Genomic DNA, 25,534 nt, shown 5'->3' on the forward strand with positions numbered 1-25,534 from the left:
AAACGAAATATAAAGTGATACTTATTGACAATACCTGCATCAGCGACGATATTGAAGACCAGCTTTTTGTCTGCAACCTGGACAAATGTATGGGCGCATGCTGTGTGGAGGGAGATTCCGGTGCACCACTGGATCCGGAAGAATTACCTATTCTGGATAGCATATACAGCATAGTGGAACCCTATTTGACAGAAGAAGGAAAAAAAGTAATCGCTGCCGAGGGTACCTATACAACGGACGACGATGGTGACTTTGTGACGCCGGTCATCAACGGAAGAGAGTGCGCTTATGCAATTTATGACGAAAGAAAAATATTAAAATGCGGAATTGAGCAGGCATATAACGACGGCAAAATAGATTATAAAAAACCGATTTCCTGCCACTTGTATCCTATCCGCGTTACCAAATACGAGCAATACCATGCGCTCAATTACGATCGCTGGGAAATTTGCAGTCCGGCGTGCAGTTTCGGACAACAACTTGGCGTTCCGCTTTATCAGTTTTTGAAAGAACCATTAATTCGTGCCTACGGCCCAAAATGGTATAAGGAACTAACGCAGGAAATTGATGAGCGCAAAGAAGGAAGAAAAATATAGTCCGGCAACTAATGACTTCTTCGGAAATGTTTATGATGTCGTTCGTTTAATTCCAAAAGGACGCGTTACTTCATATGGCGCAATTGCTGCTTATTTAGGCTCTAAAAGAGGCGCGAGAATGGTTGGCTGGGCGCTTGGAAATAGTTTCACTCAACACAATGTTCCGGCCCACCGCGTGGTAAACAGGAATGGTGTTTTAAGTGCAAAACATCAGTTTGAAACACCAACTACCATGCAGGAAAAACTCGAAAGCGAAGGCGTAGAAATTAAGGATGATAAAGTGCAGGATTGGAATAACAAATTCTGGGATCCGGAAAAAGAGTTATCCTGATTCGATATTTAAGACACAAAAAAAGCTTGACTGTTGTGGCCAAGCTTTTTTTGTGTCTTAAATCTTTTTACAAAACCACCTCTTTGCTGTTTGAGGTTTCAATTTCCAATTTTTTGATGATCTTATTGTCTTTGTTATACAATTCAAAGTGGTACTTTCCGTCTTCCATTCCTTCCACATCAAAAACACGGCGGTATGGGCGGTCATCGTTTTTCTTCAATATTTCCTGATAAACGATATTTCCTTTGTTATCTCTCAAAATCACATTAACTGAGGCTTCCGGAATTTTGTCGATGGCTAACTTCACTTTATTGGTATTGATCAATTTATACAAAGAAGCATCAAATGTAGCTACCGAAGCTTTGGCTTTTTTGTCAGTTTTCTCCGCCTTATTTTCTTTGGCATACGAAAAAGATACAAAGGAAAGAGATAATGTCAATGACAAAACGAATTTGGAAACTGTTGAAATTTTCATGGCTATAATGATTAGAATTTGAATGTTTATTTAACATGGTTATCTATCTATCAAAAAAGTCCGTGCCAAATAAAATTTTGCATGCCAATTACTACTAAAATCAACATAAATAACTTATTATCAGGCACTTAATTTTAAAAAGAATTATTACCAAGCTTAATAAAGTGTTCATTAGTGAACAAAAAGATCCGATACTGAACATTTTGGACACATAAATCAATATTGTGCGTTTCAAGTAAATATTTCCTTCTTCCAAAAATGCATCATGAAGATTTATTACGTTGAAATAAGTATCCAGGAGCGACTTGAAATTATTACTTTATACACTTTCAATTATGTAAACACTTAGCCATCAATACGATTGGTTTACACTAAATGCATTGATCAAATCTTTAAAATTGTAATAACAAAAAAAGCTCCGCCATTTACGGCAGAGCTTTTCTCTTATTGAAAAATGTTTGTTACAAAACCACAACTTTATTATTGGAAGTAGCTATTTCAAGCTTTTTAGTGATTTTACGGTCTTTATTATACAATTCAAAATAATATGTTCCATCTTCCATTCCTTCCACATCGAATACACGACGATATGGTTGGCTATCACCTTTCAGTGCTTCCTGATAAATAATGCTTCCTTCACTATTTTTAAGAACAACACTTACTGTGGCTTCGGGAATTCTGTCAATGGCCAGTTTTACTTTGTTGGTATTGGCTACTTTATACAAAGAAGCATCGAATGCTACGGCTGATGTTTTAACTTTTTTATCCAGCTTTTCACCTTCATTTTCTTTGGCGTAAGAAAATGATACAAGAGAAAGAGACAATGTCAATGATAGAACAAATTTGGAAATAGTTGCGATTTTCATGGCTATTATTATTAAAGTTTGAATGTTTATTTAACATGGTTATCTAACTATTAAAAAAGTCCGTGCCAAATAAAATTCGGTGTGCCATTTCACACCATACTAAACACAATAATCTATCTATCAACACATTAAGATAAAAACCAATAAATCATACCATATATCAGATGTTCATAAGCGAACACAAATTTCTGATACCGAACAATCCGGACAATTTCAGATCTTCGTTTTACCTCCGCTTTCGTTGGCGATTCTTTGAATTTGAGGTAATCGGCTTGCGGGAATGAGGTTTTTATAATCCCAGAAAGCAGAAACGCAGACTATTTTCCATTGTCCGTCTATCTTTTCCATCAGCCTTACTTCCTTACTGTGGTGAAAATTCTTTTCAGGTTTGTCGCTATTGAACTGGTCCCAGGTAAGGTAGGCTACATTATCACCGTAGAACTTGTACTTCATATTTTTCCGTTCCACCTTGGGATGACTGGACACCGGCTCCGGATTTTCAGTGATATATTTTCCGATTTGTTTATTGATATCATTCCAGCCAACATTGGAATCAAAAGTTCCATCATCGTTACTCCAGGCCTGGAAAGCGTAATCGGTTTGGGCATAATTTGATTTCCATGCCTCGTAGTCTCTTGCGAAAAAGGATTCAGTTTCTTTTTCAATGGTTGCCGTTATAGCTTTCTTTTCGGCATCCATATTAATTTCCTTTGCGGGGTTATCTTTCTTCGGAGTGTCGTAACAAGCAGCGCACATAAAAGCTGCCATGAGCATTAATGATACTGTTTTCATAATCCAGAAGTTTAAATTGTTTAACTAAGGTTCTCTTATTCTCTTCATTCGAATTCAAATATTTACTAAAAAAAACATCGTAATTTATCACCGATTGATGGAAGAAAGTTACATTAATTATAGAATTAAAACAAGATAAAAATTACCTATTCCAACTAATAATTTAAATGGATTGTACAGAATTATTCTTAACGGAAAATTTCAGAACTGTCCGGCTGGTTTTTAAAAAATTTGAAGTGTTTTTACTTGCTAAGCAGACTTTTTAGCCGGTCGTAGAATCCGGTATCCTGGAAAGTAAACTTTTTGTGAAGCGTGTAATTGCTGATAAAACTAATTCCGGTACAGGTCAGGAGACTAAATAGTTGATTAATATCTACCAATTTTACAGAAAATGGTATTTGAAATTTATACTGACCGACAAGTTTTAAAGAAAGTTGAAATAAGGCATCGGAACCATAAACGGTTATGCAAAATGAGAGCGCAGCGACCAGAGCAAATTTGATCATCTCTCTTTTACTTTTAGTGTTGAAGGCAAATATTTTTGTCAGAAAAAAGCCGGCAACAAAGGCAACGAGATATCCCGCAGTCAGAGATTGTACGTAAGTAATGCCAAACCAGTCCTGCGCTAAAGTGCCGATTATAAGCTGTATCAGCACACCCGCCGCTGCTACCAGAAAGTAAGCAAAGATATCACGCAGGTTTAGTAAGTCGTTTTTCAAGTTGTGTATTTTTATTCTATTCTTTTAGATCCGCTTAAAAAAACAGGATTGACCGAAACCAGATCAGTCAATCCTGTTTTTAAATATTGCACAAAATTACGCCAATTTCCCGGCCTTTTTATCGGTAAGCAGCCAAAGTCCTATAAAAGTGATCAGCCCGTTAATAATCAATCTTTCAAAACCGAATTTATATCCGTTAAACCACTCTTCTGAATGATTATTGATATAGTAAGTTAAAATCGGTGCCAGGATACATACGAAAGGAACGTAACGGTCCAGAACGGGTCGTTTCAGGTATAAACCAAAAACAAATAATCCCAGTAACGGACCATAAGTATATCCTGCCAGATCGAAAATAGCAGTGATAACTTCTTTATTATTCAGCCTGTTAAAAATCAGGATTACAACATAGAACAAAACTGAAAAACCAATATGCACCCAGAATTTAATACTGGATCGCTTGGCTTCCGGCTTTTTCTCAATTTCCATAAAATCGATACAAAATGCCGTGGTCAGGGCCGTAAGCGCGGAATCTGAGCTTGCGTAGGTTGCGGCGGTGATACCCAGTAAGAACGTAATGCCAACGGCCAGACCTAAATGATTGAGTGCAAGCATCGGGTAAAACTCATCTGTCCTGGCGGTTGCAGGAATTCCTTTCGCTGCTGCATATACGTAAAGTAATGCGCCGAGGGATAAAAACAGGAAGTTTACCACGACCAGAACAGCCGTAAACCAGAACATGTTTTTTTGCGCTTCACCAATATTTTTACATGTTAAATTCTTCTGCATCAGATCCTGATCCATTCCTGTCATGACAATGGCAATGAACATCCCCGCAAAAAACTGCTTGAAGAAATTCTTTGAATCATTAAAATCCCAGTAAAAGATCTTGGAATAACCGCTATCCTGAACCGTATTCCACACATCAGACAGGCCATGAAGATTTAGCTCCTGTGATACCAGAACAATGGTGAGAATAACCGCGGTCACCAGGAAAAAGGTTTGCAGGGTATCCGTTACGATAATTGTTTTCACTCCTCCTTTAAAAGTATAAATCCAGATCAGAAGAATCGTGATGGCTACGGCAACCTCAAATGGAACACCAAGCGGCTTGAAAAGTGCCAGCTGCAAAACCTGGGCAGCAACATATAAACGCACAGCGGAACCAACCGTTCTGGACAAAAGAAAAACAGCTGAACCAGTTTTATATGACCAAAAACCAAAACGCTGCTCTAAATAGGAATATATGGAAATCAGGTTCAGACGATAATAAAGAGGCAGCAAAACGGTACCAATCACCAGATAACCAAAAATATATCCGATAACAACCTGAAAATACGAAAACTGGATGTTTGCAACAGCGCCGGGAACAGAAATAAATGTTACGCCGGACAGAGAAGTACCGATCATTCCGAAGGCAACCAAATACCAGGGCGACTGTCTGTTGGCGGTGAAAAATGTATTGGTATCAGCTCCGCGAGAGGTATAAACTGACACCGTAATGAGCATTGCAAAATAGACAATGAGTATAATTAAAGAAATGTAGGGATTCATTCACCTGTGGGTTTTAAGAAAGCATGAATAATAAAAGAGGTGATAAAAGACTTCGAATAATCTCCACTTTTGATTAGATTTGCTAAACAAACAGAAATTTGGTTGTTATGCAAGTGCTAATAGAAACAGATACAGAAATTCTCGAAAAAACGGTTGAGACCGATTTGATGAAGCTGGTCGTTTATAATGATGATATAAATACATTTGACTGGGTTATAGATACTTTGATGGAGGTTTGCAAACATACCAGCGAGCAAGCCGAACAATGTACCCTGATTATCCACTTTAAGGGAAAATGTTCTGTTAAAGAGGGAGAATTTGAAGAACTGGCCAGTATGAGGAATGAAATTTGCAGGAGAGGTATTTCAGCAGAGATTCATTAATTAAAATCGGCGGTTACTTACTTTATTGCTACACATGAATTATCCGTCCCGTCTTATTGAGGATGCAGTCAGTGAAATTTCCCGGCTTCCAGGAATCGGAAAAAAAACAGCGCTCCGCCTTGCCTTACATTTACTGAAACGTGACGAACAGCAAACACGCGGATTGTCAGAGGCGCTCCTGAAAATGCGGACGCAGACCTGCTACTGCGTTCAATGCCATAATATTTCTGATGAAGAATTTTGTAATATCTGCAAAAATCCAAAACGTGATTCTTCGATTATCTGCGTTGTCGTGGATACAAGGGATGTTTTGGCAATTGAAGCAACCAGTCAGTTCAAAGGTTTGTATCATGTATTGGGCGGAATTATTTCTCCGCTGGAAGGCATCGGACCATCAGATCTCAACATCGATTCACTGATCAGAAGAATTGAATCAGCCCCTCAGGATGAGCGTGTGCAGGAAATAATTCTTGCATTAAGTCCTACTATGGAAGGTGATACAACTGCCTTTTATTTACAGAAAAAACTAAAACCCAGCGAAGTCAAGGTAAGTACTATCGCCCGTGGAATCCCCATCGGCGGTGATCTTGAATATGCTGACGAAATAACACTTGGTCGCAGTATCGTTAGCCGGGTGGCTTACGATTGAAATGTTTATTTAAAAATCAAAGTATTATGAATAGAACAGATTTTTTGCGCACATTAGCCGGAGGCTCTTTAGCCGTTGGCGCACTTGCTGATTTCGCATTTGCAAAAACTTCATCAGGAATATTGCTTGAAACTGCGCCGTTCAAACAGGCTCCTCTTCCTTACGATTTTGCAGCTTTGGAACCGAGTATAGATAAAATGACGATGGAAATACATTATGGCAAACACCATGCTGCTTATGTAAAAAATCTGAATGATGCTGTAAAAGGCACAGAATACGAAAAGAAAACGCTTGAAGAAATCGTAAAAACCGCTGGAAAAGCACCGGCTGCAATTCGTAATAATGCAGGCGGACACTGGAACCATACTTTTTTCTGGGAAGTAATGGGCGCGGGAAAAGGCGGTGCGCCAAAAGGAGCTGTTGCTGATGCGATCAACGCACAATTTGGTTCTTTTGATAAATTTAAAGAAGCATTTGGCAAGGCTGCTACAACCCGTTTCGGATCTGGCTGGGCCTGGTTAACTGCAAAGGATGGCAAACTTGCTATCAGTTCAACTGCAAATCAGGATAATCCGATCATGGATATCGCCGAAACTAAAGGAACACCGATTTTAGGATTAGACGTTTGGGAACATGCTTATTATTTGCACTACCAAAACAAACGCGCAGATTATATCGCAGCATTCTGGAATGTTGTGAACTGGGACAAGGTTGCTGAAAACCTTAAAAAAGCCTAATTTAATTGTTAATGGTTAATTGTTAATGGCCGATTCTGAGTCATTAACAATTAACCATTGACAATTAACAATTAATTACAGTAAGTGCTTATTACTTTGTAAGAAGGCATATAGCCAAGTTCTCCGGCTTTGCTTAAATCCAGACACCCTTCATTGACTTGCCCCAGGCTGTGCTTGATAATTCCTCTGATATAATACGCCTCGGGAAAATTTGATTTCAGTTTTATAGAACTTGAAAAATCCAAAACCGCACCCATTTGTTCACCAATGGATGATTTAATCAACCCTCTTGAAAAATAGGCATCCGCATAAGTCGGATTTAATTCAACTGCCGTACTGATATCTATTAATGCACCTTTACTATCACCACTTTTAGATTTACTTACACCCCGGATGTAATAAGCCTCTGAACGCTCTGTCGTCAGATCGTCTATTTTGATATGTTCCTTGATCTGATTGCGTAATTCATCCAAAACACTTTTGGTTATTTTTCCGTCGTACACGATCTTTTTAGGATCTGAAATGTAAAGGTTTTTTATTTCAATCGCTTTTGTAAGATCCAGAACGGCACCACGCTGATCATTTAGTTTTGTTTTGGAAAAACCCCGCCCGTAATAAGCCTTGTAGTTTTCAGGTTCAATTTGCAATGTTTTGTCATAATCAGAAATCGCACCCTGGAAATCTTCAATTTTATTTTTGGCAAAACCTCTTTTGTCATAATACGAACCTTCATTCGGGCTTAATTCTATTGCCTTCGTAAAATCAGCTGCCGCTCCTGCAAAATCATTTAATTCAATTTTGGCATTACCTCTGCCCGCATAAGCTCCGGCACGTTTAGGACTCATTTCAATAACTTTGGAAAAATCAGCAAGACTTCCTGCATATTCGTGTAAAAGCTGTTTGCAGTTACCGCGCGCATACAAGGCACCCACATCGCCCGGATCCAGCATAAGCGATTTGTCCAGATCAGTCATTGCACTCCTGTGATTTCCTAATTTCGCATAACTTACCCCACGATAATAGTAAGATTTCGCATCTTCCGAATTTAATTCGATCGCTCTTGAATAATCCTGAATTGCGGCACGATAGTCGTCCTGCATACTTTTACTCACACCACGGCTCTGGTAATAAAGCGCTTCCTTAGGGTTTATTTCAATAGCACGGTCATAATCCAGAATGGCTCCGCGATGATCTTTCAGATTAGCTTTTGCCAATCCTCTGTTAAAATAACTTGGTGCATGTTCAGGATTGATCGAAACCACAACACTGTAAGCCTGAAGAGCACCGGCGAAATCACTTGCACGGGCTTTGGAATTTCCTTCTTCAAAATATTCGGCTGCGGAACGTTGTGCAAATGTCTGAGAAGGTAAAATGAAGACGGTAAAAAGAAGAGGAAGCAGAACTTGTTTAAATTTCATGAATGTATAGTTTTTCAATAGATAAGGATTTTGTGATGTTAATATGGATATAAAAGTATTCAAATTATGACTGCGATTAGCAAAGAAGTTCTCTATTTTTTGAAGCTTTGTATAGAATTAATATCTTACATAATATAACTACTTTTACAGATAGAAAAATTTCTATCATTCTAATACCAAAATTATTACGTTTATCAATTATGACCAGCACACCCAAAAAGCTTCTGATTTTCGGTTTATCAATTTTGGCTTTTGTAGCCATTTATTTTGTTGTTTTTGCCCCTAAAACAGAGATTCCATCAAACGAAAATGTGGGAGCTACTTCGGAAATTCCATCGTCGGTGTATCTGCCTTCCCTGACGGATCTGAAAGGAAACACCGTTAAAATGGATGAAAATAAACTGATATTTCTAAATGTCTGGGCTACGTGGTGTGGGCCTTGCAACATGGAAATGCCGGGCATTCAAACGTTATACAACAAATATAAAACCAACAAAAAAGTGGATTTCTTTATCGTTTCTGATGAAGATGCGGAAACGGTCAATCCTTTTATAGCGCGAAAAGGATATGAGCTACCATTTTATCAATTCGCCGGTCCATATCCGCCGGCACTGGACGGAAATGCTATTCCGAGAACTTATATTATTTTCAAAGGGAAAATAATAGCACAGGAAGTTGGAGCATCTCAATGGGACACACCAGAGATTAACAGTCTGATTCAAAAACAGCTTGCAGAAATTTAACAATGCATAAAAAAACCGGTCTGGAAGTTCCAGACCGGTTTTTTTATGAATTTCTCGTCAGATTATTCAACAATGAAAGTTCCTTTCATCAAAGCATAATGACCAGGGAAGCTGCAAATGTAAGTGTAGGTTCCTTTTTTAGGAGCTGTAAACTCGATTGTATCGCTTTCGCCGCCACCTACTAATTTTGTATGCGCGATGATGCTTGCTTCTTCCGATTTAGGGATATATTCAGTTTCTCTTGCAGCCGCTGCTTTTGAAGCAAATGCAGCAATGTCAGTACCTGGTTTTAGCAAAACAAAGTTATGACCCATCGCAGCCTTAGCCAATTTACCAGAATGCGTAAGCGTCAATTTTACTTTCTGTCCTGCTTTAACTTTAACTTCCTTTACATCATATTGCATAGCATCACTACCTTTAATTACGATAGTTTTAACTTGCTTAACGTCACGTACCTCTGTACCAAGTGTTGTCGCCTGTGATGGGCTAACAGAAACCGCTCCGAATGCCAAAACTGCGGCAAGAAACAAGGCGCTGGACTTAATCATTTTCATATAAGGATATAGATAAACTTTGTTTATTGAATTTAACTGGTGCAAGTTAGTATACATAACAATAAAAAAAGAATGCATTAACAATTGTTTGGAATAAAATCTCAGAAAAGAATTTTATACTGATCCTTAACCGCCCGGCCAACACAGATAATCGCTAAAACAACAATGTAATGGTTTAAATCAAGCGGGTGCATGGGTAAGGGAATTGACTGCGATTTGGCAGAAACTGCAAGCAAGGTCATCGCAAAAACTACCCAAAGAGCACTTTTTTGCCGGTAAGCAAGTCCAAGACAGGAAATGCACAAAGTGACAACAATACAGAACGGCTGGATGATCAGGCCTATAAAAGGAACTTGATAGAGAAGCATGCTCAAACATAAAGTCAGCCCAAGCGCCAGGGTTGATATCATCACCATCAATGAAGGCGTATATTTCAATATCAAACTAAAAGAAGCTACTACCAGACAAATTGCTCCCAGGGTAGTTTCCGCGGCTTGTGTTATCATATTAAAGGTCAGCAATTGTTGCATACCTGCAATAACCAACAATTCCACAACCGCATTTATTGAAATACTTAACAAAAAAATCCCCCATAATAAACGGCTTTGTAATGTCTGAGCCTTGAAATATTTCAAAAAAACGAGGACACCGGCAATACTTAAAACCAGATTGGAAAAGATATGGGAATTCGTCAGTATATTCATGGGCAATTTTGAAGATTATGAATAAAGCAAGTTACAAATTATAGTTTCATTTTGCTACTTCGTGCTTTTCGAGCTACTTTTACCAAAAAAACTGATTTACCAACATGAGCGTTTTAGTTAATAAAAATTCTAAGATTATAGTTCAGGGATTTACGGGTTCTGAAGGTTCTTTTCATGCCCAGCAGATGATCGAATACGGAACTAACGTAGTAGGCGGTGTTACACCGGGCAAAGGAGGACTTTTCCACCTTGACAGACCTGTATTTAATACAGTTGAACAGTCTGTACGTGCAACAGGCGCTGACGTAGCGATCATTTTTGTGCCGCCGGCTTTTGCCGCTGATGCTATTATGGAAGCAGCGGACGCGGGTATTGGTGTAATCGTTTGTATAACTGAAGGTATTCCTACAAAGGATATGATGCAGGCGAAACAATATCTACAAGGTAAAAATGTTCGTTTGATCGGCCCTAACTGTCCGGGTGTTATTACTGCGGAAGAATGTAAAGTCGGTATCATGCCAGGTTTTATCTTCAAAAAAGGAACAGTAGGAATTGTTTCCAAATCCGGAACATTAACGTACGAAGCGGTAGATCAGCTTACACGTGCAGGTCTTGGACAAACTACTGCAATTGGTATCGGTGGCGACCCGATCATTGGTACAACTACAAAAGAAGCGGTTGAATTATTGATGAATGACCCTGAGACAGAAGCGATTGTAATGATTGGTGAAATCGGTGGAAGCATGGAAGCTGACGCAGCAAACTACATCAAATCAACCGGAAACCTTAAACCTGTTGTAGGATTTATTGCTGGTAAAACTGCTCCGAAAGGTCGTCGTATGGGCCATGCTGGTGCGATTATCGGTGGTGCTGATGATACTGCAGAAGCTAAAATCCGTATCATGGAAGAGTCAGGTATTTTTGTTGCTGAATCTCCTGCACTTATCGGCGAGACCATGCTTTTGGCTCTTGGAAGAAAATAATTCAAAATAACAATATAATTTTTTATGAAAGGGCTGGGGAAACCCCGCCCTTTCTTGTAGCAATGAAGTCCATTCATTCACTGCTTTTTCTGGTCGTTTGCACGATTTTCATTTTCGCCGGGTCCAGTGCCCGGGGTGCCGTTAAGGCTTTGCCTCCCGAACAATTTTTTCCGGTTTATGATTATCAGAATGACTGGCTGGTTTACAGCAACCAGTATAAAAACTATGTTCCTTTTTCAAAAGGAATTAACGAAGGGACGAAATCGGTAAGTTTATATATTGATTTATTAAAAAACCGGAGATATTTTCTGCTCGTAAAAGCTGATAATGAAAGTTATCTGTTTTTAGAAGGAGCGCTTCAAAAAAAAATAATTGCCGGCCAATGGCTTGAACTGAACATTGACAGCCTTTTCCGTATCTATAAAAAAGAAGAATTATTGCTTTCCGTTTATGGAAATGCGGGTATAGATGATAAGGATGTGCTCATTTGCCACAAGAAATCTCAGGATGCAAGCGGGATAATAGAGAGAACAGCATCCACACTTATCAATATAAAACCAATTAATTTTTCCCCTTTTGGAAATTTTTCCATCCTTGCAATGCTCGTCATTCTGATCCTGAATGCCTGGATTTTCAATGTCAATCCGCTTGCATTTTCAAGGCTTATTAACCCTCTCGAATTTTTCAATAACGACCCCAGGGAACAACTTTCAAAATTAAATAAACCATACAGCAATACAGTTATCTTCCTGGTCATAATCGTTTCCATGCTTATGGCTTTCATGTTGGTATTCTTTGCCAACAATAAGCTGAATCTGTTCTCTGTTTCCGCAATACTTTCCGAAGAATCAAACCTGATACAGTTTCTGGTCGATTTTTTCATGCTCTCCACAATCTTTTTTGTGCTGACTTATGGCAAATTTATTTTCATGGTTTTAGTAGGACAAATGCTGAATCTGGATAAGCTGGTTGAAACGTTGTTCCTAAAAATAATACAATCCTCCTACTTCTTTTACGTTGCCCTTTTTCTTCTTGTTTTTATGCTGAGTCTGAACAACGCCATCTGGCTTGTTCCGCTACGCCCCTACATCCTGTTTCCTTTCCTGATTTTTTATGTAACACGGTTCTTTACGCTTTATGTTGTGACTAAGCCGCCGGCATCGTTTATTAATCTGTATTTATTTTCGTACCTTTGCGTCATCGAAATAATCCCGTTGATTATCGGCATAAAGTTCGCTATGTAAGTTTCAGGGATGATTTTGAAATTAAACTAATGAGAATTATACATGAGTGAGACCATCAAATTTGATCAGGATCGGCTCAAAAAGGTTACCAGCATTCTGGTAAGCCAATCCAGGCCGGCCGACGAAAATTCACCATATTTTGAAATAGCGAAGAAGTATGGCATTAAAGTGGATTTTCGGCCATTTATCCAGATAGACGGAGTCTCTTATAAGGAGTTTCGTAAGCAAAAGATTAATATCCTGGATCACACGGCTGTGATTTTCACAAGTCGTAACGCTATTGATCATTTCTTTAGAATTTGCGCAGAAGGCCGTGTAGAAGTTCCGGCTACTATGAAATATTTCTGTATTTCAGAACAGACAGCAAATTACCTTCAGAAGTATATTGTTATCCGCAAACGTAAAATTTTTGCAGGAACAAAAACGGCTGTTGAATTAATTGAGCTGATCCGTAAACACAAAAAGGAAAAATTCCTTTATCCCTGTTCTGATGTACGTAAAAATGAAATCCCTGAATTCGCGGATGTAGAAGAATTTCAGTTTACAGAAGCTACAATGTACCAGACAGCTTCCGCTGATCTTTCTGATCTTGAAGATGTTTATTACGATATCATTGCGTTTTTTAGTCCATCGGGAATCAAGTCACTTTTTGACAATTTCCCTGATTTCAAACAGAACGTAACACGTATTGCCGCGTTTGGTCCTACGACTGCAAAAGCTGTGGAAGATGCAGGCTTGATTCTTGATATTCAGGCACCTTTACCCAACGCCCCATCCATGACCGGAGCGCTTGATCTATACATCCGCAAAGCAAATAATATTTAGCATAACCTGCTGACTAAAAAGGCCGAGAAATTTTCCCGGCCTTTTTTATTATTATATCAATTTTTTTCCAGAATATGCGTTATGAAATAAACCTCTTAAGCACTCAAGTGTTCTTTAACCTAATCCATACGCATGACCTTGACGTTTATCTATCGTGTTAATAAACTGGGCTATATATTTGGGATATTATTACTGACAATATCTCCTGGAGCCTCTGCGCAAACAGATGCTCAATTCAGCCTTTTTTCTTTAAATCAGCTCTATTTAAATCCGGCAGCCGCAGGCGCAGACGGTCTGACTAAATTTCAGCTCACCCACCGTACGCAATATGTTGGCTATCAGGGTACAAATAATGATGAAGGAGGTGCACTCTCTACGCAGCTTTTTTCTTTCAGTATGCCAGTCAAGAACTTCGGGATTGGTTTTTATGCTTTAAATGACAAAACCGGACCACGTACCAATCAGGATTTTAAATTATCTGCTTCTTATCATTTTCCGCTTGCAGGTGGAAATCTGCATGTCGGAGCCAGTGCCGGACTTTTCAGACAATCAATAGACTACAGTAAACTTCGGGCACGCGATCAGGATGATCCTTTGATTCAAACCGGAACTGTCTCGGAAATGAATCCCGATTTTGCGGTAGGTGTCCGTTATGTTAGCGATGCTTTTTATGTAGGTGCTTCATTAAATCACTTACTGGAACCAAAATACCAGCTTGGATCAGCAACTGCGACCAATCCTTTGCCTAAAACAGTTTATCTTAATGCAGGTGTAAATCTTGAATTGGGATATTTGCTGGACGTCCAGCCTATCGTTTTAGTTAAATCCGATATTACCACAGTTTCTGTTGAAGGAGGAGCTACTGTTACATACAACAAAAAGTACTGGGCCGGTGCTACTTACAGACAACAGGATACCTACTTTATCATTATGGGCGGAATTTATTTGTTATCCGACCAATCTCTGAGATTATCCGGAGCGTATGATATGGTAATTGGTGGAAATAAAGCAAAATCACCATCTTCTTTTGAAGTAATGTTATCTTATGCACTGCCTTCTCCTAAATTTGGTAAGAAAACAATCATAAGGACTCCTCGTTTCAGATTTTAATTTTTTCGAACAAAAATGAGTGGATATTAAATCATAATTATGTACAATCAAAAAGCAAAACATTGCAATTTGATTAAATAACGGGCATTTAATTTATTACTTTTTTAGTAACTGGCCCAGACACATGTCACTCAGTTTGCAAAACTTTAATTTATATTTGTAAAATTTTCAAGTGTTATACCAACGACATACGTTCTTACGTTAAGTCGGTTAAATGATTAGAGTAAAATTGGATAAGCATTTCCTTTACCGCTTTCTCATTCATTTTTAGTGGTTCGTTACTTTTGTTTTTATTTTAAGTATACTATATATTAATCGATTGACGTTTTTAGGCTAACATTTATTATTTCAAATATCAAAAACCACTATGAATGTTAAAGTGATCTATCGGGATGGGGTCAAAAGTTTGCTTTTGATAGCTGCTCTTATGCTGATGCAAAGTTGCGGATTTATCAAAAATAAATTTGGCAAGGGAGGAAAAGAAGACGTCGGGATCGCAAATGGCGAAATCACCGCGACGGCGCGTAAAGGGTTCAAACAAACAACACCGGCAGGTATGGTCATGATACCATCCGGTTCGTTTACAATGGGACAGGCTGATGAAGATATAGCAGCTTCGATGAATAACATGAACCGTCGCGTAACGATCAGTTCTTTCTTCATGGACGACACCGAGATTACGAACAACGAATATCGTCAATTCGTTAATGCACTTCTTGTTGACTCAGTATCTGTATTGGGAGAAGAAGAAATTATGACGAAATATTATCCGGATACAACAGCCTGGAAAAAAGATTTTGCGTACTCTAATGGAGATCCATTTGTTGAATATTACTATCAGCACCCAGGTTTCGACACTTACCCGGTTGTAGGTGTTAGCTGGTTAGGTGCTCAATACTTTGCAAAATGGCGGACCAACCTTTATCATGATTATCAGAATAAAGAAGGTCAGTTCAATTCTACTGCTTTCCGTTTGCCTAGTGAAGCAGAATGGGAATGGGCAGCACGCGGCGGCCGCGCAGTGGCTAAATATCCATGGGGTAATCCATATACAATGAATACAAAAGGTTGCTTCCTTGCAAACTTTAAACCGCAGCGAGGTAACTATGACGCGGATGGATATCCATACACAGCTCCTGCAAATGCATATAACCCGAATGATTTTGGCTTATACAATATGGCCGGAAACGTAGCAGAATGGACACTTGATGCCTTTACTGATAACGCAACAGCAATTGTTTGGGATATGAACCCAAGATATGATAACCCGGACGAGCCTCGTAAAGTAGTTAAAGGCGGATCATGGAAAGACGTTGCTTACTTCCTTCAAACCGGAACACGTACTTATGAGTACGAAACTGAGCGCAGAGCCTTTATCGGTTTCCGTTGCGTGATGGATAATGTTAACGGTCGTGCGGGTGGACGTTCACGTCGCTAGAAAATTTACGCAAAGAAGTAGCAGCGTTTTGTGACACTGCACTCTTCTTTGCGTCATTATTTTATAAACACAACAAATTTTATTATCACTATTCACTATAATTTATTTCAATTCGTATGGCTAAGAGTAACGGATCTAGTTTTTTATGGGACAAACTAGTACCAACAATTTACAGCGCAGGTGCTGCAGTTGTTATTATGGGAGCATTATTCAAAATTCAGCATTGGGATGGAGGAAGTGAAATGCTTACAATAGGTCTTGGGACAGAAGTTGGTATTTTCTTATTATATGCACTGCAAACATTAACGCAATCAACAAATACTGATCCGGACTGGACACGTGTTTATCCTGAACTTGCTGATGACTATAACGGACCAGCGATCACACGCGGCGGAACTTCATCAGGAAGCGGTATCACAGCTAAACTTGATACAATGCTTGACAATGCCAAGATTTCTCCGGACGTTTTTGACAGTCTGGGAAAAGGATTTAAAAATCTTTCTGAAACTGTTGGTAAAATCACAGATTTGACGGATGCAACTGTTGCAACAAATGATTACGCTAAAAACGTGAAATCTGCTTCGCTTGCAATGAACGATATGAATAAATCATATGGAGTCGCAATTACTGCAATGACTTCTATGGCTGATGCAACGAAAGATGCACAATCATACCGTGACCAGTTTCAGCAGATCACAAAAAATATGGGTGCCTTGAATGCGGTTTATGAACTTGAACTTCAGGATACAACAAAACACCTTAAAGCGATGAATGCTTTTTATGGTAACCTTACGGCTGCTATGGAAAACATGGCTGATGCTACCAAAGAATCACAAATATTTAAGTCTGAAATGTCAAAATTAACAACTAACATTTCTTCACTTAACGGTATTTATGGTAATATGCTGACTGCCATGCGTGGTGGAAACGCGTAATATCAACCGGGCAAACAGTGTTGTAAACCCTAACAGGATCTTATTATTGTTTGTTATCTTAACTATTTAATCACTGATAACTGATTACTGAATAATATGGCAGGTGGAAAAGAAACACCCCGTCAGAAGATGATTGGAATGATGTATCTGGTTCTTACAGCAATGCTCGCATTGCAGGTAAGCTCAGCGATTATCGAAAAATTCGTCCTACTGAACAATTCTTTGGAACTATCTTCGGGAGCAGCCAATAAAATAAACCAGGAAACCGTACTAAAAATAAAAGCAGCAGTTGAGAAGTCAGGCAATCGTGCAGCGGATGTTGCAGTTTTAAAGCAGGCTGATGACGTACGGAAATCTTCGGCTGACATTATAAATGAAATTAATGCGCTTAAACAGGAAATCATTACAAGTGCCGGTGGCGGACTAAACGAGCAGGGTGGAATTAAAAATCCTCAGGAAGAAGCCAAAGTTGGTGAATTGATGATTGGTGGAAAGAAAAATGGTAAGGCGTATAAGCTGAAACAAGATCTGAACGCCTTTACTGATCGTTTGAGTGGTCTGAATCCTACCAAATTCCAGTCCATTGCTATGGACGGTAAGGAGGATCCGGTTACTAAAACAAGCGTTGATCAAAGAAATAAAGATTTTGCTGAATTGAATTTTGCCGAAACACCTGTTGCTGCTGCCCTGGCAGTTTTGAGCCAGAAGCAAACCGATATCCGCAGAATGGAAAGTGAAGTGTTAAGTTACCTTGCAAGTAAAGTAGGTGCAGCTGACATTAAATTTGACAGAATTCTGGCGATGATCAGTGCTGATGCAAAAACAGTTGTTGCCGGTACTAAATTCAAAGGTGATATGTTCATTGCTGCTTCGGCCAGTGGTATCACGCCTCGTATGAGTTTAAATGGTGGTGGTGTTAAAGTTGAAAATGGTGTAGGTAAAATCGAATTCATTGCGCAGGGTGGCGGATACAATGCAGAAGGTATTGCACGTCGTGAGTTAACCGGAGCAATCTCCTTCCCTACTCCATCTGGCCGAGATACTACCGTAAATTTGAGACAGGAATATTTTGTAGTAAAGCCAACTTACCAGATTGAAACGGGTACTTTGCCTCCTTTATATCTTGGTTGTGCTAATAAACTGAGTATTCAAAGTCCGGCATTGGGCGCACTTTGGGCTCCTACTTTCTCAACAGATGGTGGTGAAATCATCCCTAGTGGTCAAAAAGGTAAGTTTACAATTGTACCAAACCGTGCACAATTGACTCTGACAGTTAGCAATCAGGGTAGCGTATTGGGTACTGACGGTTTCCGTGTGAGACTTGTTCCTAAACCGACAATTGAAATTCGTGTGAACGGAACTGCTTTGGATGAACGTCGCGGGATTGCTGCAAGTGCTGCACGTAGTATTCAGGTGGTAGCTTTGGCAGATGAAAGCTTTAAAACTTTCTCACCGGAAGATGCCCGTTTCCGCGTTTCGTCAATTCAGGTTTCTCTTGCAAGAGGATCAAGACGTATCGGAAGTCCTATCAGTTTAGGTGGTGGCGGATCAATTTCTTCACTGGCACAACAAGCAGAACCTGGCGATCGTTATGTGATTGAAGTATTGAAAGTAGAACGTCAGAATTTCAAAGGAAATGTAAGCGAAGTAGAAATGGGTCAGATTATCAGATCTGTATCGCTTAACTAATAAGATACAATTGCTGATTGGATAAGATAAAAATATAAGCAATGAGAAGAATGAACGGAAAAACAATTGCATGGTCAATATTATCCCTTACGATGGGATCTACCATGGTATTTGCTCAGGAGAAGGAAGACTCTACCGCGAATCAATTTTCGTCACATCCAATCAGTGAGGGTGATGTGATGATGAAAAGAACATTATGGAGAAGAGTGGATCTTAAAGAGAAACAAAACTCTTCTATGTTCTCTAAAAATAATGAGATTACAAGATATCTTTTAGAAGCAGCAAAAGCAGGTCTTATTGATGCTTACACAAATGACTCTTGTACTACCAAATTATCAAGTGATCTGATTCACAAAAAGCTTCTTATTCCAAATCAGACAGCTGGTTTGTCTGCTGAAGAAATTGCAGCCGGATTTGGAAAACCTGCCGCAGATGCTGGCGGTTGGGATGATAAGCCAAAGGTAGATACCAAGAAAACCGAGAAAACAGCTGCGGCTGACGACGGATGGGGAGCACCTACCAAAAAAACAGCTGTTGAAGATGATGGTTGGGGAGCACCTAAGCCAAAAAAATCAACGAAAAAAGGAGCAAAAGGAAAAGCAATAAAAGAAGAGCCACCAGTTGTAGCTGCTATGCCTGTTGATACTTTCCAGGTTGCTGCTACGATGGCAACCGAGGAAGAGTTTTTCCCGGATCAAATTAACCTGATGGAGGTTAAGGAAGACTGGACTTTTGATAAAAAACGTTCTCGTTTGTATATGGACATTCAGGCAATCACCCTTCTGATTCCGTCTGACATGAATGCTGCGACAGGTCTTGAATTACCAATTGCTTCATTCCGTTACAAAGATGTGGAACGTCTTTTCAGAAGCGATCCTAAAAAATACATCTGGTATAACACCAAAAATACTGCTCAAAACAAAAACCTTGCTGATGCCTTTGATCTTCGTTTATTCTACGGACGTATCACAAAGTATTCAAATGCTTCTGACAAGTCATTTATTGATATTTACAAAGGTGATAAAGAAGCATTGATCAAGTCTCTTAACTACGAACAAGAGTTGATGGAACTTGAACACGGTCTTTGGGAGTATTAATCCAAACCGAAAAAATTTAAAAAGCGAAAGTACCGGAAGGTGCTTTCGCTTTTTTGTTGTTCCCCCACTTTCCATTCGTAAATCAGAACAATGGATCGACAGCTATTCTTACATTGTCGGGAATCTTTATCAATATAAAGACTGCGTCTCCCATCCCTTATAAAAAATTAGTCTCGAATACGGCACAAAAAAATCCCTGCCACTTTCGTAACAGGGATTTGAGGATTAAGATGTTTCGGATTATTTCTTTTTGTACAATCCTGTTTTTGTCAAACTTACATCTGTCAAGCCCAGTGCTTTAATGGTTGCGTCATAACTGCTCCAATTGATATCTGCTGATAATCTTGCACCTGTATCCGGAAGCAACACAACTCTGATATCATCAAAACTTCTTGTTGGTGCAGTTGAAGCTCCTTCCGAATTTCCTGTTGTAAAAATATCTACGAAAAATGTGCCGCTGTCAACGCCATGAACAAAAGTGAAACCACTTACCGCACTGTTTGCAAACTGAACATTTCCAGGAAGAGGCCACCATACACCAAGTGACTTGGCGTAAACCAATACGGCAACACCACTGTCGTAAAAATCTTCTTCGTCAGCAGTTAAACTATCTACAAGTGCGAAAGATAAATCTCCGCCTGAACCTGTTCCGGTAATTGCACCTGTCGTTAAAATAATTGCGGAAGAACCAGAACCGTCAGCTCCCGTGGCACCTGTTGCTCCGGTGGCACCTGCAGGGCCTGCCGGACCCGCCGGACCTACCGCTCCATCATCACCTTTACAACCTGCAAGGAAAACAACAAAACAAACACATATAACCGCTAATAATTTTTTGAACATAATCGTAAAGTTTAAGGATGAAATATTGAACAGTTAGAGATTAAATTAATAGTTTGGATTTAACAACATATACGCGGCTTTTAAAGAAAGTGATGAAGAAGATTGAATAAATATTCTATTCTTCTGTTTTTTTATTGAGCGATTCTATTCCTGCTTCCACAGGTTTGTACGAAGAAAACTCGTCAATAATGTTTTTATTGGTTTCCGGCAACTGCATATCAATGTTCCAATTCATAGTAGCTGCCAATTGAAACATCATCAATTGTACCTGGTTTGTAGCTATGCGGGGAAGATCACTTTGGAGCGCCTTCTCATTCATCGTTTGTTTGGCTTCGTTTAAAATGGAAGTATAATCATCACTTTGAAAACGATTTAACCAACCCTGCTCAATATCGTAAAATTTATAATCAGTATCCATAGAAAGTACTTCCGGTTCAGGAAAATAATCAATGACTATTTTTCTGTTTATCCCTTCTACATGAAATCGTAGTTTGCCGAAATCATATCCAACCAGTACTTTCGCCTTTGCTATGACCAAAGCCTTTTTTTTATCTTTTATCAGATTCCAGAAATTTTTGTCGTGTTGATAATTGTAGATCTCTGTAAAATAACCTTCGGCCATGACCACTTTGAAAACTTTCTCTATTCTTTCAAGTAATATGGTGGCTTCCCGTTGTGGTTCAGATTTTGCCATATGCTTCCCCGACCAAAAATAATAGGCACCCGCACCGAGTGCGCCGCCTAAAAAAACAGATAATATAAAGAAAAGTAGTGTGCTCATTTCCATGATGTGTATTTTTGTGTTTACTAAAATCACATAAAAAGTCCAGAATGCCAAATAGCCGGGTAAAATACCTGATCATCATCGCAGGCCCCACAGCAGTAGGAAAAACAGAACTGGCAATCAGACTCGCCAGGACGTTAAATACGGAAATTATCTCAGCAGATTCCCGTCAGATTTTTCGGGAACTTTCAATAGGAACAGCCAAACCATCAGAAGAGGAATTAAAAGAAATACCACATCATTTTATTAATTCTCACTCCATTGCGGAACAGTACAGTGCGGGAGATTTTGAGCGTGATGCATTGATATTACTTGATCGTCTATTTCAGGATCATGATTTTGTAGTGATGACAGGTGGTTCGGGGCTTTACATCAAAGCGGTTTCAGAAGGATTGGATGCGCTGCCTGCACCCAAAGCCGGCCTGCGGGAAATGTTGACAGATCGTTTATCAAATGAAGGATTGGAAAAATTACAGGAAGAAGTCAGAAACCTGGATCCTGATTTTGCCGCAACAAAGGAAATATTAAATCCCCAGCGGGTTGTACGCGCCCTGGAGGTTTTCTATACTACCGGAATTCCAATATCCCGTTTCCAACAAAAAAATCTGATTAGCCGGCCTTTTAAACAAATATTGATTGCGCTGGACCGTGACCGGGCCGAACTTTATCATCGCATTGACAGCCGAATGGATCAAATGCTCGCGCAGGGACTGGTTGATGAAGCCAAAAGTGTAATTGAATATCGTACAAGTCATGCACTTCAAACGGTGGGATATAAAGAAGTATATGGCTGTCTGGATGGATTATATAATGAGAAAGAAATGGAGCGTTTATTGAAGCAAAATTCAAGAAGATATGCGAAACGGCAGCTTACCTGGTTTCGTCATCAGGGTGATTTTAAATGGTTCAAGCCCGAGGAATTTGATAAAATCCTGGATTATATAAACTCCGAATCCAGTCTGAAATAAAAACAGCCGGCTGTTTTTATAAAACAACCAGCTGCCCTATTGAATAAGATTTCTAAACTTCTTCCTCCAATTCGCGGTAAGCAAGAATTCCACCAATCACGTTACGTACATTAGTAAAACCCTGAGCTTCAAGAAAAGCCTGCGCTTTTCCGCTTCTTGCGCCTGAACGGCAGTGAACGATAATTTCTTCGTCTTTCAAAGGTTCAAGCTCATCCAGGTGATCCGGTAACTCTGCAAGCGGAATCAGCGTAGCACCTAAATTGTCTTCTTCATATTCATGCTCTTCACGAACATCGTAAAAATTCAAAGCTTCACCTTTATCTAAACGTTCTTTTAATTCTGCAACTTTAATATCCATGATAATCAAATTATAATTGTTATTACCCTTATTTTACTATCAACATCTTTTGGACGAAAGATCGTTTCCCATCCGACGCTTTAAATATATAAATACCATCCGGTAATTCATGAACAGATGCCGATCTGTTATCATTTTTAGCAGCAATCGTCTTGACCAGAATACCCCCGACAGAATAAATTTCAATCTGTCTAATCCAGTTTTCATTCCAGCCAATAATACCTTTATTCGGATTTGGATAAAAGAAACTACTTGAATTAGTAATTGGTTCTGTACCGGTAACCGTCTCTCCCACGCTTCCTCCCATATATGGACGGATGATTACGCTTCCTTTCAATGAGGTTTCCTGCACCCATTGTGTTCCCAGATTATAGAAAATCTGATTGTTTCCAAGCAGGGAATTCCTGTCGTATCCTACACTCAATGGCTGCTCGTCTACCTGAATCCAGCCGACGTAAAATGTATCTTTTAAGGCGACGGGGGAAGCAAAAGCGTACTGGATCAAACTATCACGAGCTGATGCATACGAAGCAAAAACTGACCTTTGCGCTAAAACCTGATCCGGCTTCCCGTTTTTATTACTTAATATCTGAATAGTAAATGCCTGGCCGGCTACATTTTGATTAAATGGCACGATTGACATCCTGACACCACTTAATGTATCTGGCTGTGAAAGTGCAAAACGAACTGATACCCGGCCTAACCGCTGGTTGATCTGAACGCCATATTCCGCACTTCCATCATCATAAGCATAATAATTACTCAAATTTGTTCTGGCACTGATCGTGTCATTTCTACGTAGATTGACAGACGGGATTGTTGGATTCTGGTCGTCCGTCGTGATCAGGTTCAGTTTATATTTCAGTTTCAAAGACTTGATTGATCTGTCAACAGGGATTGGAGAAACGGCCATTCGCTTACTTTGTCCTTTTTCCCCACCAATAAAAACAGCAGAGGTCGCATTGAAATTGGTAAATTCCTTTCCTGAAATTTCATCTTTAACAGTAAAATTGAAAGTCGTAAAGTTGAAATCGTTGAAAAGATTAATAATGTTTGTTCCAACAGAATCCGAAGTAGCCGATGCCGGATTTGCCCAGTATTGCCTGATCGGCATTGCGGTATATTTACTCAAAAAAGGCGTAAGCGGAGTCCTGACTGCGATATCTTTTATGAATCGATCGGTGATTGATCTACCCTTATTTAAATACAAATAGTCCAGATGCCAGGTATCATATGGCCCCGACAGCCTGCCGTAAGTCCTGAACCGGAATTGGAAATTGCTGTGAAAAAAAACTGGATTTGTAACTGCAACAAACTGTCTTGTAAAAAGAGTATCAAACGACGGTCCGGTTGTTGACCAAACAGAAACCCATTGCTGATCATTTCCAAGAAATTCCAGACGTAAGGTGTCATTGTCGTCAGGCAATTCTCCCAGACCTTTAGCAAGCCAGTAAAAACTCAGATAAACAGAATCAGAAGGACTCAGACTTCCCAGATCTATGGACTGTGAAGTAAGTGTGTCCGTATGCCCCTGCGATAATTGATTGCTGTAATTATACGGAACGCCGTTGCCGTCAAGTCCGTCAAAAGTTGCCATGTTCACAGAAGGCTGTGTGGTGGCTAACGTATTGTTAATATACACTCCACTTTTTGGCATCCAGAAATTGGTATCTGGATGAGAAGTTGCAGTTGTAGAAAAATCATCAAAAAACGGCAAACCCAATGCCTGGATTCTGGCTAATGCGCCGGAATTCACTTCGAGATCCCCACTTGGCGCACTTCCAATGGGTACCAGTCTGAGCTGTCCAAACACGATATTAAACTGACAGGAACTCAGTATTAATATTGATAAAAACAAAAATTTACAAATACCTGATAAAATGTCTTTACGGTTGTGTGTTTTCTTCATTTGGGGCATTTGGTTCAGCACCTGCCGGGATAACCCACAGGTCAATTACATCGCCGATTCGAACTTTATTACCTGTTTCAGGATTCTGCTTTACAACAGTTCCGGGAATCTGGCCTTCTTCTGCTTCAATTTGCATTACCTGACCAACTTTTAATCCTGCACCGACAATCTGTATCTTGGCTTCATCCAGCGGCATCCCCAAAACAGACGGCAGCTCAAACTGGGCTGAACCCAAACCTTCACCAAGTTCAAGATCAATTTTAGATCCTTTTGCAATAGGTTGTCCGGGAAGAATTTCAACGCCCTTATACATTTGTCTAAGCACCGCATTTTGCGCCATATCAGGAACGTAAGATATTGTACCTTCTTCCAAACCTAAACTTTTAAGCTGCATCTGAGCACTTCTGTGCGTCATGTCTGTCAGTTTAGGCATTTTGATAAGTGGAGCAGTCAATGAAACTACTGTAACATATATCTTTCTCCCCTCTTTTACCTTTGCCCCCGGTTTTGGATATTGCTGAATTACCGTCAGAGGCGGCAGATTGGGAACATACGTAGAGTCAACCTCAAAGCGCAGATCACGACTATCCAGAAAATCCTCCAACTCACTCAGGTTTTTCTTACGAAGGTCCGGTACCGTGATGGCCTCCCCGTGATTGGTCGTGAAAGGCAGATAAATGAAGAAAAAGCCGAGAAAAAAGACCAGTATAAGTGATACTACAATGCCAATATGTGTAAAAAGATCCTTGCGGGATTGTGTGCTAATTTTTGCCATGGACGTACATGCTGCGGGTAATTTCTAAAAACGGTAAAAATAGAAGGAATAATTCAAG

General features: G+C 39.5%; 28 protein-coding genes. 15 read left to right on the plus strand and 13 right to left on the minus strand.

The annotated features are described in order from the left end of the window. Positions 1 to 14 precede the first annotated feature (14 nt). Positions 15 to 596 carry a DUF3109 family protein gene (locus LXL81_RS24175; RefSeq protein WP_234649712.1) on the plus strand — a complete coding sequence of 194 codons (582 nt, stop codon included), beginning with the start codon at positions 15 to 17 and terminating at the stop codon, positions 594 to 596. Next, positions 568 to 927 (plus strand): MGMT family protein, encoded by a 360-nt coding sequence (locus tag LXL81_RS24180; RefSeq protein ID WP_234649714.1) that lies wholly within the window; start codon positions 568 to 570, stop codon positions 925 to 927. The genes LXL81_RS24175 and LXL81_RS24180 overlap by 29 nt, the downstream gene beginning before the upstream one ends. A gap of 67 nt (positions 928 to 994) precedes the next feature. Here the strand turns inward: LXL81_RS24180 and LXL81_RS24185 are convergent, their stop codons facing one another. From LXL81_RS24185 to LXL81_RS24205, 5 genes are all read right to left on the minus strand, one after another. Continuing rightward, positions 995 to 1,402 carry a hypothetical protein gene (locus tag LXL81_RS24185; protein WP_234649715.1) on the minus strand — a complete coding sequence of 136 codons (408 nt, stop codon included), beginning with the start codon at positions 1,400 to 1,402 and terminating at the stop codon, positions 995 to 997. Positions 1,403 to 1,863: 461 nt separating this feature from the next. Further along, positions 1,864 to 2,268, minus strand: a complete 405-nt coding sequence (locus LXL81_RS24190; RefSeq protein WP_234649717.1) for a hypothetical protein — start codon at positions 2,266 to 2,268, stop codon at positions 1,864 to 1,866. 213 nt (positions 2,269 to 2,481) lie between these two features. After that, the gene (locus LXL81_RS24195; RefSeq protein ID WP_234649719.1) at positions 2,482 to 3,060 is read right to left on the minus strand and encodes a hypothetical protein; all 579 of its coding nucleotides are present in this window, start codon (positions 3,058 to 3,060) and stop codon (positions 2,482 to 2,484) included. Between the two features lie 242 nt (positions 3,061 to 3,302). Then, a complete protein-coding gene (locus LXL81_RS24200) occupies positions 3,303 to 3,779 on the minus strand; it encodes a GtrA family protein (RefSeq protein ID WP_234649721.1) in 477 nt (158 codons plus the stop codon). Between the two features lie 96 nt (positions 3,780 to 3,875). Further along, positions 3,876 to 5,333, minus strand: a complete 1,458-nt coding sequence (locus tag LXL81_RS24205) for a sodium:solute symporter (RefSeq protein WP_234649723.1) — start codon at positions 5,331 to 5,333, stop codon at positions 3,876 to 3,878. Between the two features lie 107 nt (positions 5,334 to 5,440). Here LXL81_RS24205 and LXL81_RS24210 point away from each other — a divergent pair, with 107 nt between their 5' ends. From LXL81_RS24210 to LXL81_RS24220, 3 genes are read left to right on the plus strand one after another with little or no spacing between them, the layout of a single operon-like run. Beyond that, positions 5,441 to 5,716, plus strand: a complete 276-nt coding sequence (locus tag LXL81_RS24210) for an ATP-dependent Clp protease adaptor ClpS (RefSeq protein WP_159471960.1) — start codon at positions 5,441 to 5,443, stop codon at positions 5,714 to 5,716. A 34-nt stretch (positions 5,717 to 5,750) separates the two neighbouring features. Continuing rightward, positions 5,751 to 6,365, plus strand: coding sequence for a recombination mediator RecR (gene recR / locus LXL81_RS24215; RefSeq protein WP_234649725.1), 615 nt, complete (start codon positions 5,751 to 5,753; stop codon positions 6,363 to 6,365). 26 nt (positions 6,366 to 6,391) lie between these two features. Further along, positions 6,392 to 7,102 (plus strand): superoxide dismutase, encoded by a 711-nt coding sequence (locus LXL81_RS24220; RefSeq protein ID WP_234649727.1) that lies wholly within the window; start codon positions 6,392 to 6,394, stop codon positions 7,100 to 7,102. A gap of 71 nt (positions 7,103 to 7,173) precedes the next feature. On the opposite strand, the gene LXL81_RS24225 is transcribed toward LXL81_RS24220, so the two are convergent. Then, entirely contained in the window at positions 7,174 to 8,520 is a 1,347-nt protein-coding gene (locus tag LXL81_RS24225) for a tetratricopeptide repeat protein (RefSeq protein ID WP_234649729.1), read from the minus strand. Between the two features lie 200 nt (positions 8,521 to 8,720). Between LXL81_RS24225 and LXL81_RS24230 the strand changes: the two genes are divergently transcribed. Then, entirely contained in the window at positions 8,721 to 9,263 is a 543-nt protein-coding gene (locus tag LXL81_RS24230) for a TlpA disulfide reductase family protein (RefSeq protein ID WP_234649730.1), read from the plus strand. A gap of 62 nt (positions 9,264 to 9,325) precedes the next feature. On the opposite strand, the gene azu is transcribed toward LXL81_RS24230, so the two are convergent. Continuing rightward, positions 9,326 to 9,817, minus strand: coding sequence for an azurin (gene azu, locus LXL81_RS24235; protein ID WP_234649732.1), 492 nt, complete (start codon positions 9,815 to 9,817; stop codon positions 9,326 to 9,328). A gap of 101 nt (positions 9,818 to 9,918) precedes the next feature. Next, on the minus strand, positions 9,919 to 10,521 hold the full coding sequence (locus tag LXL81_RS24240) for a hypothetical protein (protein ID WP_234649733.1): 603 nt from the start codon (positions 10,519 to 10,521) through the stop codon (positions 9,919 to 9,921). Positions 10,522 to 10,625: 104 nt separating this feature from the next. Here LXL81_RS24240 and sucD point away from each other — a divergent pair, with 104 nt between their 5' ends. From sucD to gldN, 8 genes are all read left to right on the plus strand, one after another. Then, positions 10,626 to 11,504, plus strand: coding sequence for a succinate--CoA ligase subunit alpha (gene sucD / locus LXL81_RS24245; RefSeq protein WP_234649735.1), 879 nt, complete (start codon positions 10,626 to 10,628; stop codon positions 11,502 to 11,504). 62 nt (positions 11,505 to 11,566) lie between these two features. After that, entirely contained in the window at positions 11,567 to 12,748 is a 1,182-nt protein-coding gene (locus LXL81_RS24250) for a DUF4271 domain-containing protein (RefSeq protein ID WP_234649737.1), read from the plus strand. A gap of 42 nt (positions 12,749 to 12,790) precedes the next feature. After that, positions 12,791 to 13,573, plus strand: a complete 783-nt coding sequence (locus LXL81_RS24255; RefSeq protein ID WP_234649739.1) for a uroporphyrinogen-III synthase — start codon at positions 12,791 to 12,793, stop codon at positions 13,571 to 13,573. A 132-nt stretch (positions 13,574 to 13,705) separates the two neighbouring features. Next, positions 13,706 to 14,683 (plus strand): type IX secretion system membrane protein PorP/SprF, encoded by a 978-nt coding sequence (locus tag LXL81_RS24260; RefSeq protein ID WP_234649741.1) that lies wholly within the window; start codon positions 13,706 to 13,708, stop codon positions 14,681 to 14,683. Positions 14,684 to 15,050: 367 nt separating this feature from the next. Continuing rightward, complete coding sequence (locus LXL81_RS24265; protein ID WP_234649744.1) at positions 15,051 to 16,121, plus strand: SUMF1/EgtB/PvdO family nonheme iron enzyme; 1,071 nt, start codon at positions 15,051 to 15,053, stop codon at positions 16,119 to 16,121. Positions 16,122 to 16,237: 116 nt separating this feature from the next. Then, positions 16,238 to 17,056: a gliding motility protein GldL gene (gene gldL / locus LXL81_RS24270; protein WP_234649746.1), complete on the plus strand. Its 819-nt coding sequence runs from the start codon at positions 16,238 to 16,240 to the stop codon at positions 17,054 to 17,056. Positions 17,057 to 17,152: 96 nt separating this feature from the next. After that, positions 17,153 to 18,745, plus strand: coding sequence for a gliding motility protein GldM (gldM, locus tag LXL81_RS24275; protein ID WP_234649749.1), 1,593 nt, complete (start codon positions 17,153 to 17,155; stop codon positions 18,743 to 18,745). A gap of 50 nt (positions 18,746 to 18,795) precedes the next feature. Then, on the plus strand, positions 18,796 to 19,842 hold the full coding sequence (gene gldN, locus LXL81_RS24280) for a gliding motility protein GldN (RefSeq protein WP_234650100.1): 1,047 nt from the start codon (positions 18,796 to 18,798) through the stop codon (positions 19,840 to 19,842). A 240-nt stretch (positions 19,843 to 20,082) separates the two neighbouring features. Here the strand turns inward: gldN and LXL81_RS24285 are convergent, their stop codons facing one another. Together LXL81_RS24285 and LXL81_RS24290 are read right to left on the minus strand one after the other, a co-directional pair. Beyond that, positions 20,083 to 20,682, minus strand: a complete 600-nt coding sequence (locus tag LXL81_RS24285; protein ID WP_234650104.1) for a hypothetical protein — start codon at positions 20,680 to 20,682, stop codon at positions 20,083 to 20,085. Positions 20,683 to 20,797: 115 nt separating this feature from the next. Continuing rightward, positions 20,798 to 21,463, minus strand: a complete 666-nt coding sequence (locus tag LXL81_RS24290; RefSeq protein WP_234649752.1) for a DUF4230 domain-containing protein — start codon at positions 21,461 to 21,463, stop codon at positions 20,798 to 20,800. A gap of 50 nt (positions 21,464 to 21,513) precedes the next feature. On the opposite strand from LXL81_RS24290, the gene miaA reads away from it, so the two are divergent. Next, positions 21,514 to 22,434 carry a tRNA (adenosine(37)-N6)-dimethylallyltransferase MiaA gene (gene miaA / locus LXL81_RS24295; RefSeq protein WP_234649754.1) on the plus strand — a complete coding sequence of 307 codons (921 nt, stop codon included), beginning with the start codon at positions 21,514 to 21,516 and terminating at the stop codon, positions 22,432 to 22,434. Between the two features lie 52 nt (positions 22,435 to 22,486). On the opposite strand, the gene LXL81_RS24300 is transcribed toward miaA, so the two are convergent. The 3 genes from LXL81_RS24300 to LXL81_RS24310 are packed head-to-tail and all read right to left on the minus strand — an operon-like array spanning position 22,487 to position 25,476. Further along, on the minus strand, positions 22,487 to 22,792 hold the full coding sequence (locus LXL81_RS24300; protein ID WP_234649756.1) for a rhodanese-like domain-containing protein: 306 nt from the start codon (positions 22,790 to 22,792) through the stop codon (positions 22,487 to 22,489). Positions 22,793 to 22,820: 28 nt separating this feature from the next. Continuing rightward, positions 22,821 to 24,701 carry a T9SS type A sorting domain-containing protein gene (locus LXL81_RS24305; protein ID WP_234649758.1) on the minus strand — a complete coding sequence of 627 codons (1,881 nt, stop codon included), beginning with the start codon at positions 24,699 to 24,701 and terminating at the stop codon, positions 22,821 to 22,823. After that, complete coding sequence (locus LXL81_RS24310) at positions 24,679 to 25,476, minus strand: PASTA domain-containing protein (protein WP_234649761.1); 798 nt, start codon at positions 25,474 to 25,476, stop codon at positions 24,679 to 24,681. The genes LXL81_RS24305 and LXL81_RS24310 overlap by 23 nt, the downstream gene beginning before the upstream one ends. Between the last annotated feature and the right edge of the window lie 58 nt (positions 25,477 to 25,534).

The organism is Dyadobacter sp. CY356, from assembly GCF_021440195.1.
Classification (GTDB): domain Bacteria; phylum Bacteroidota; class Bacteroidia; order Cytophagales; family Spirosomataceae; genus Dyadobacter.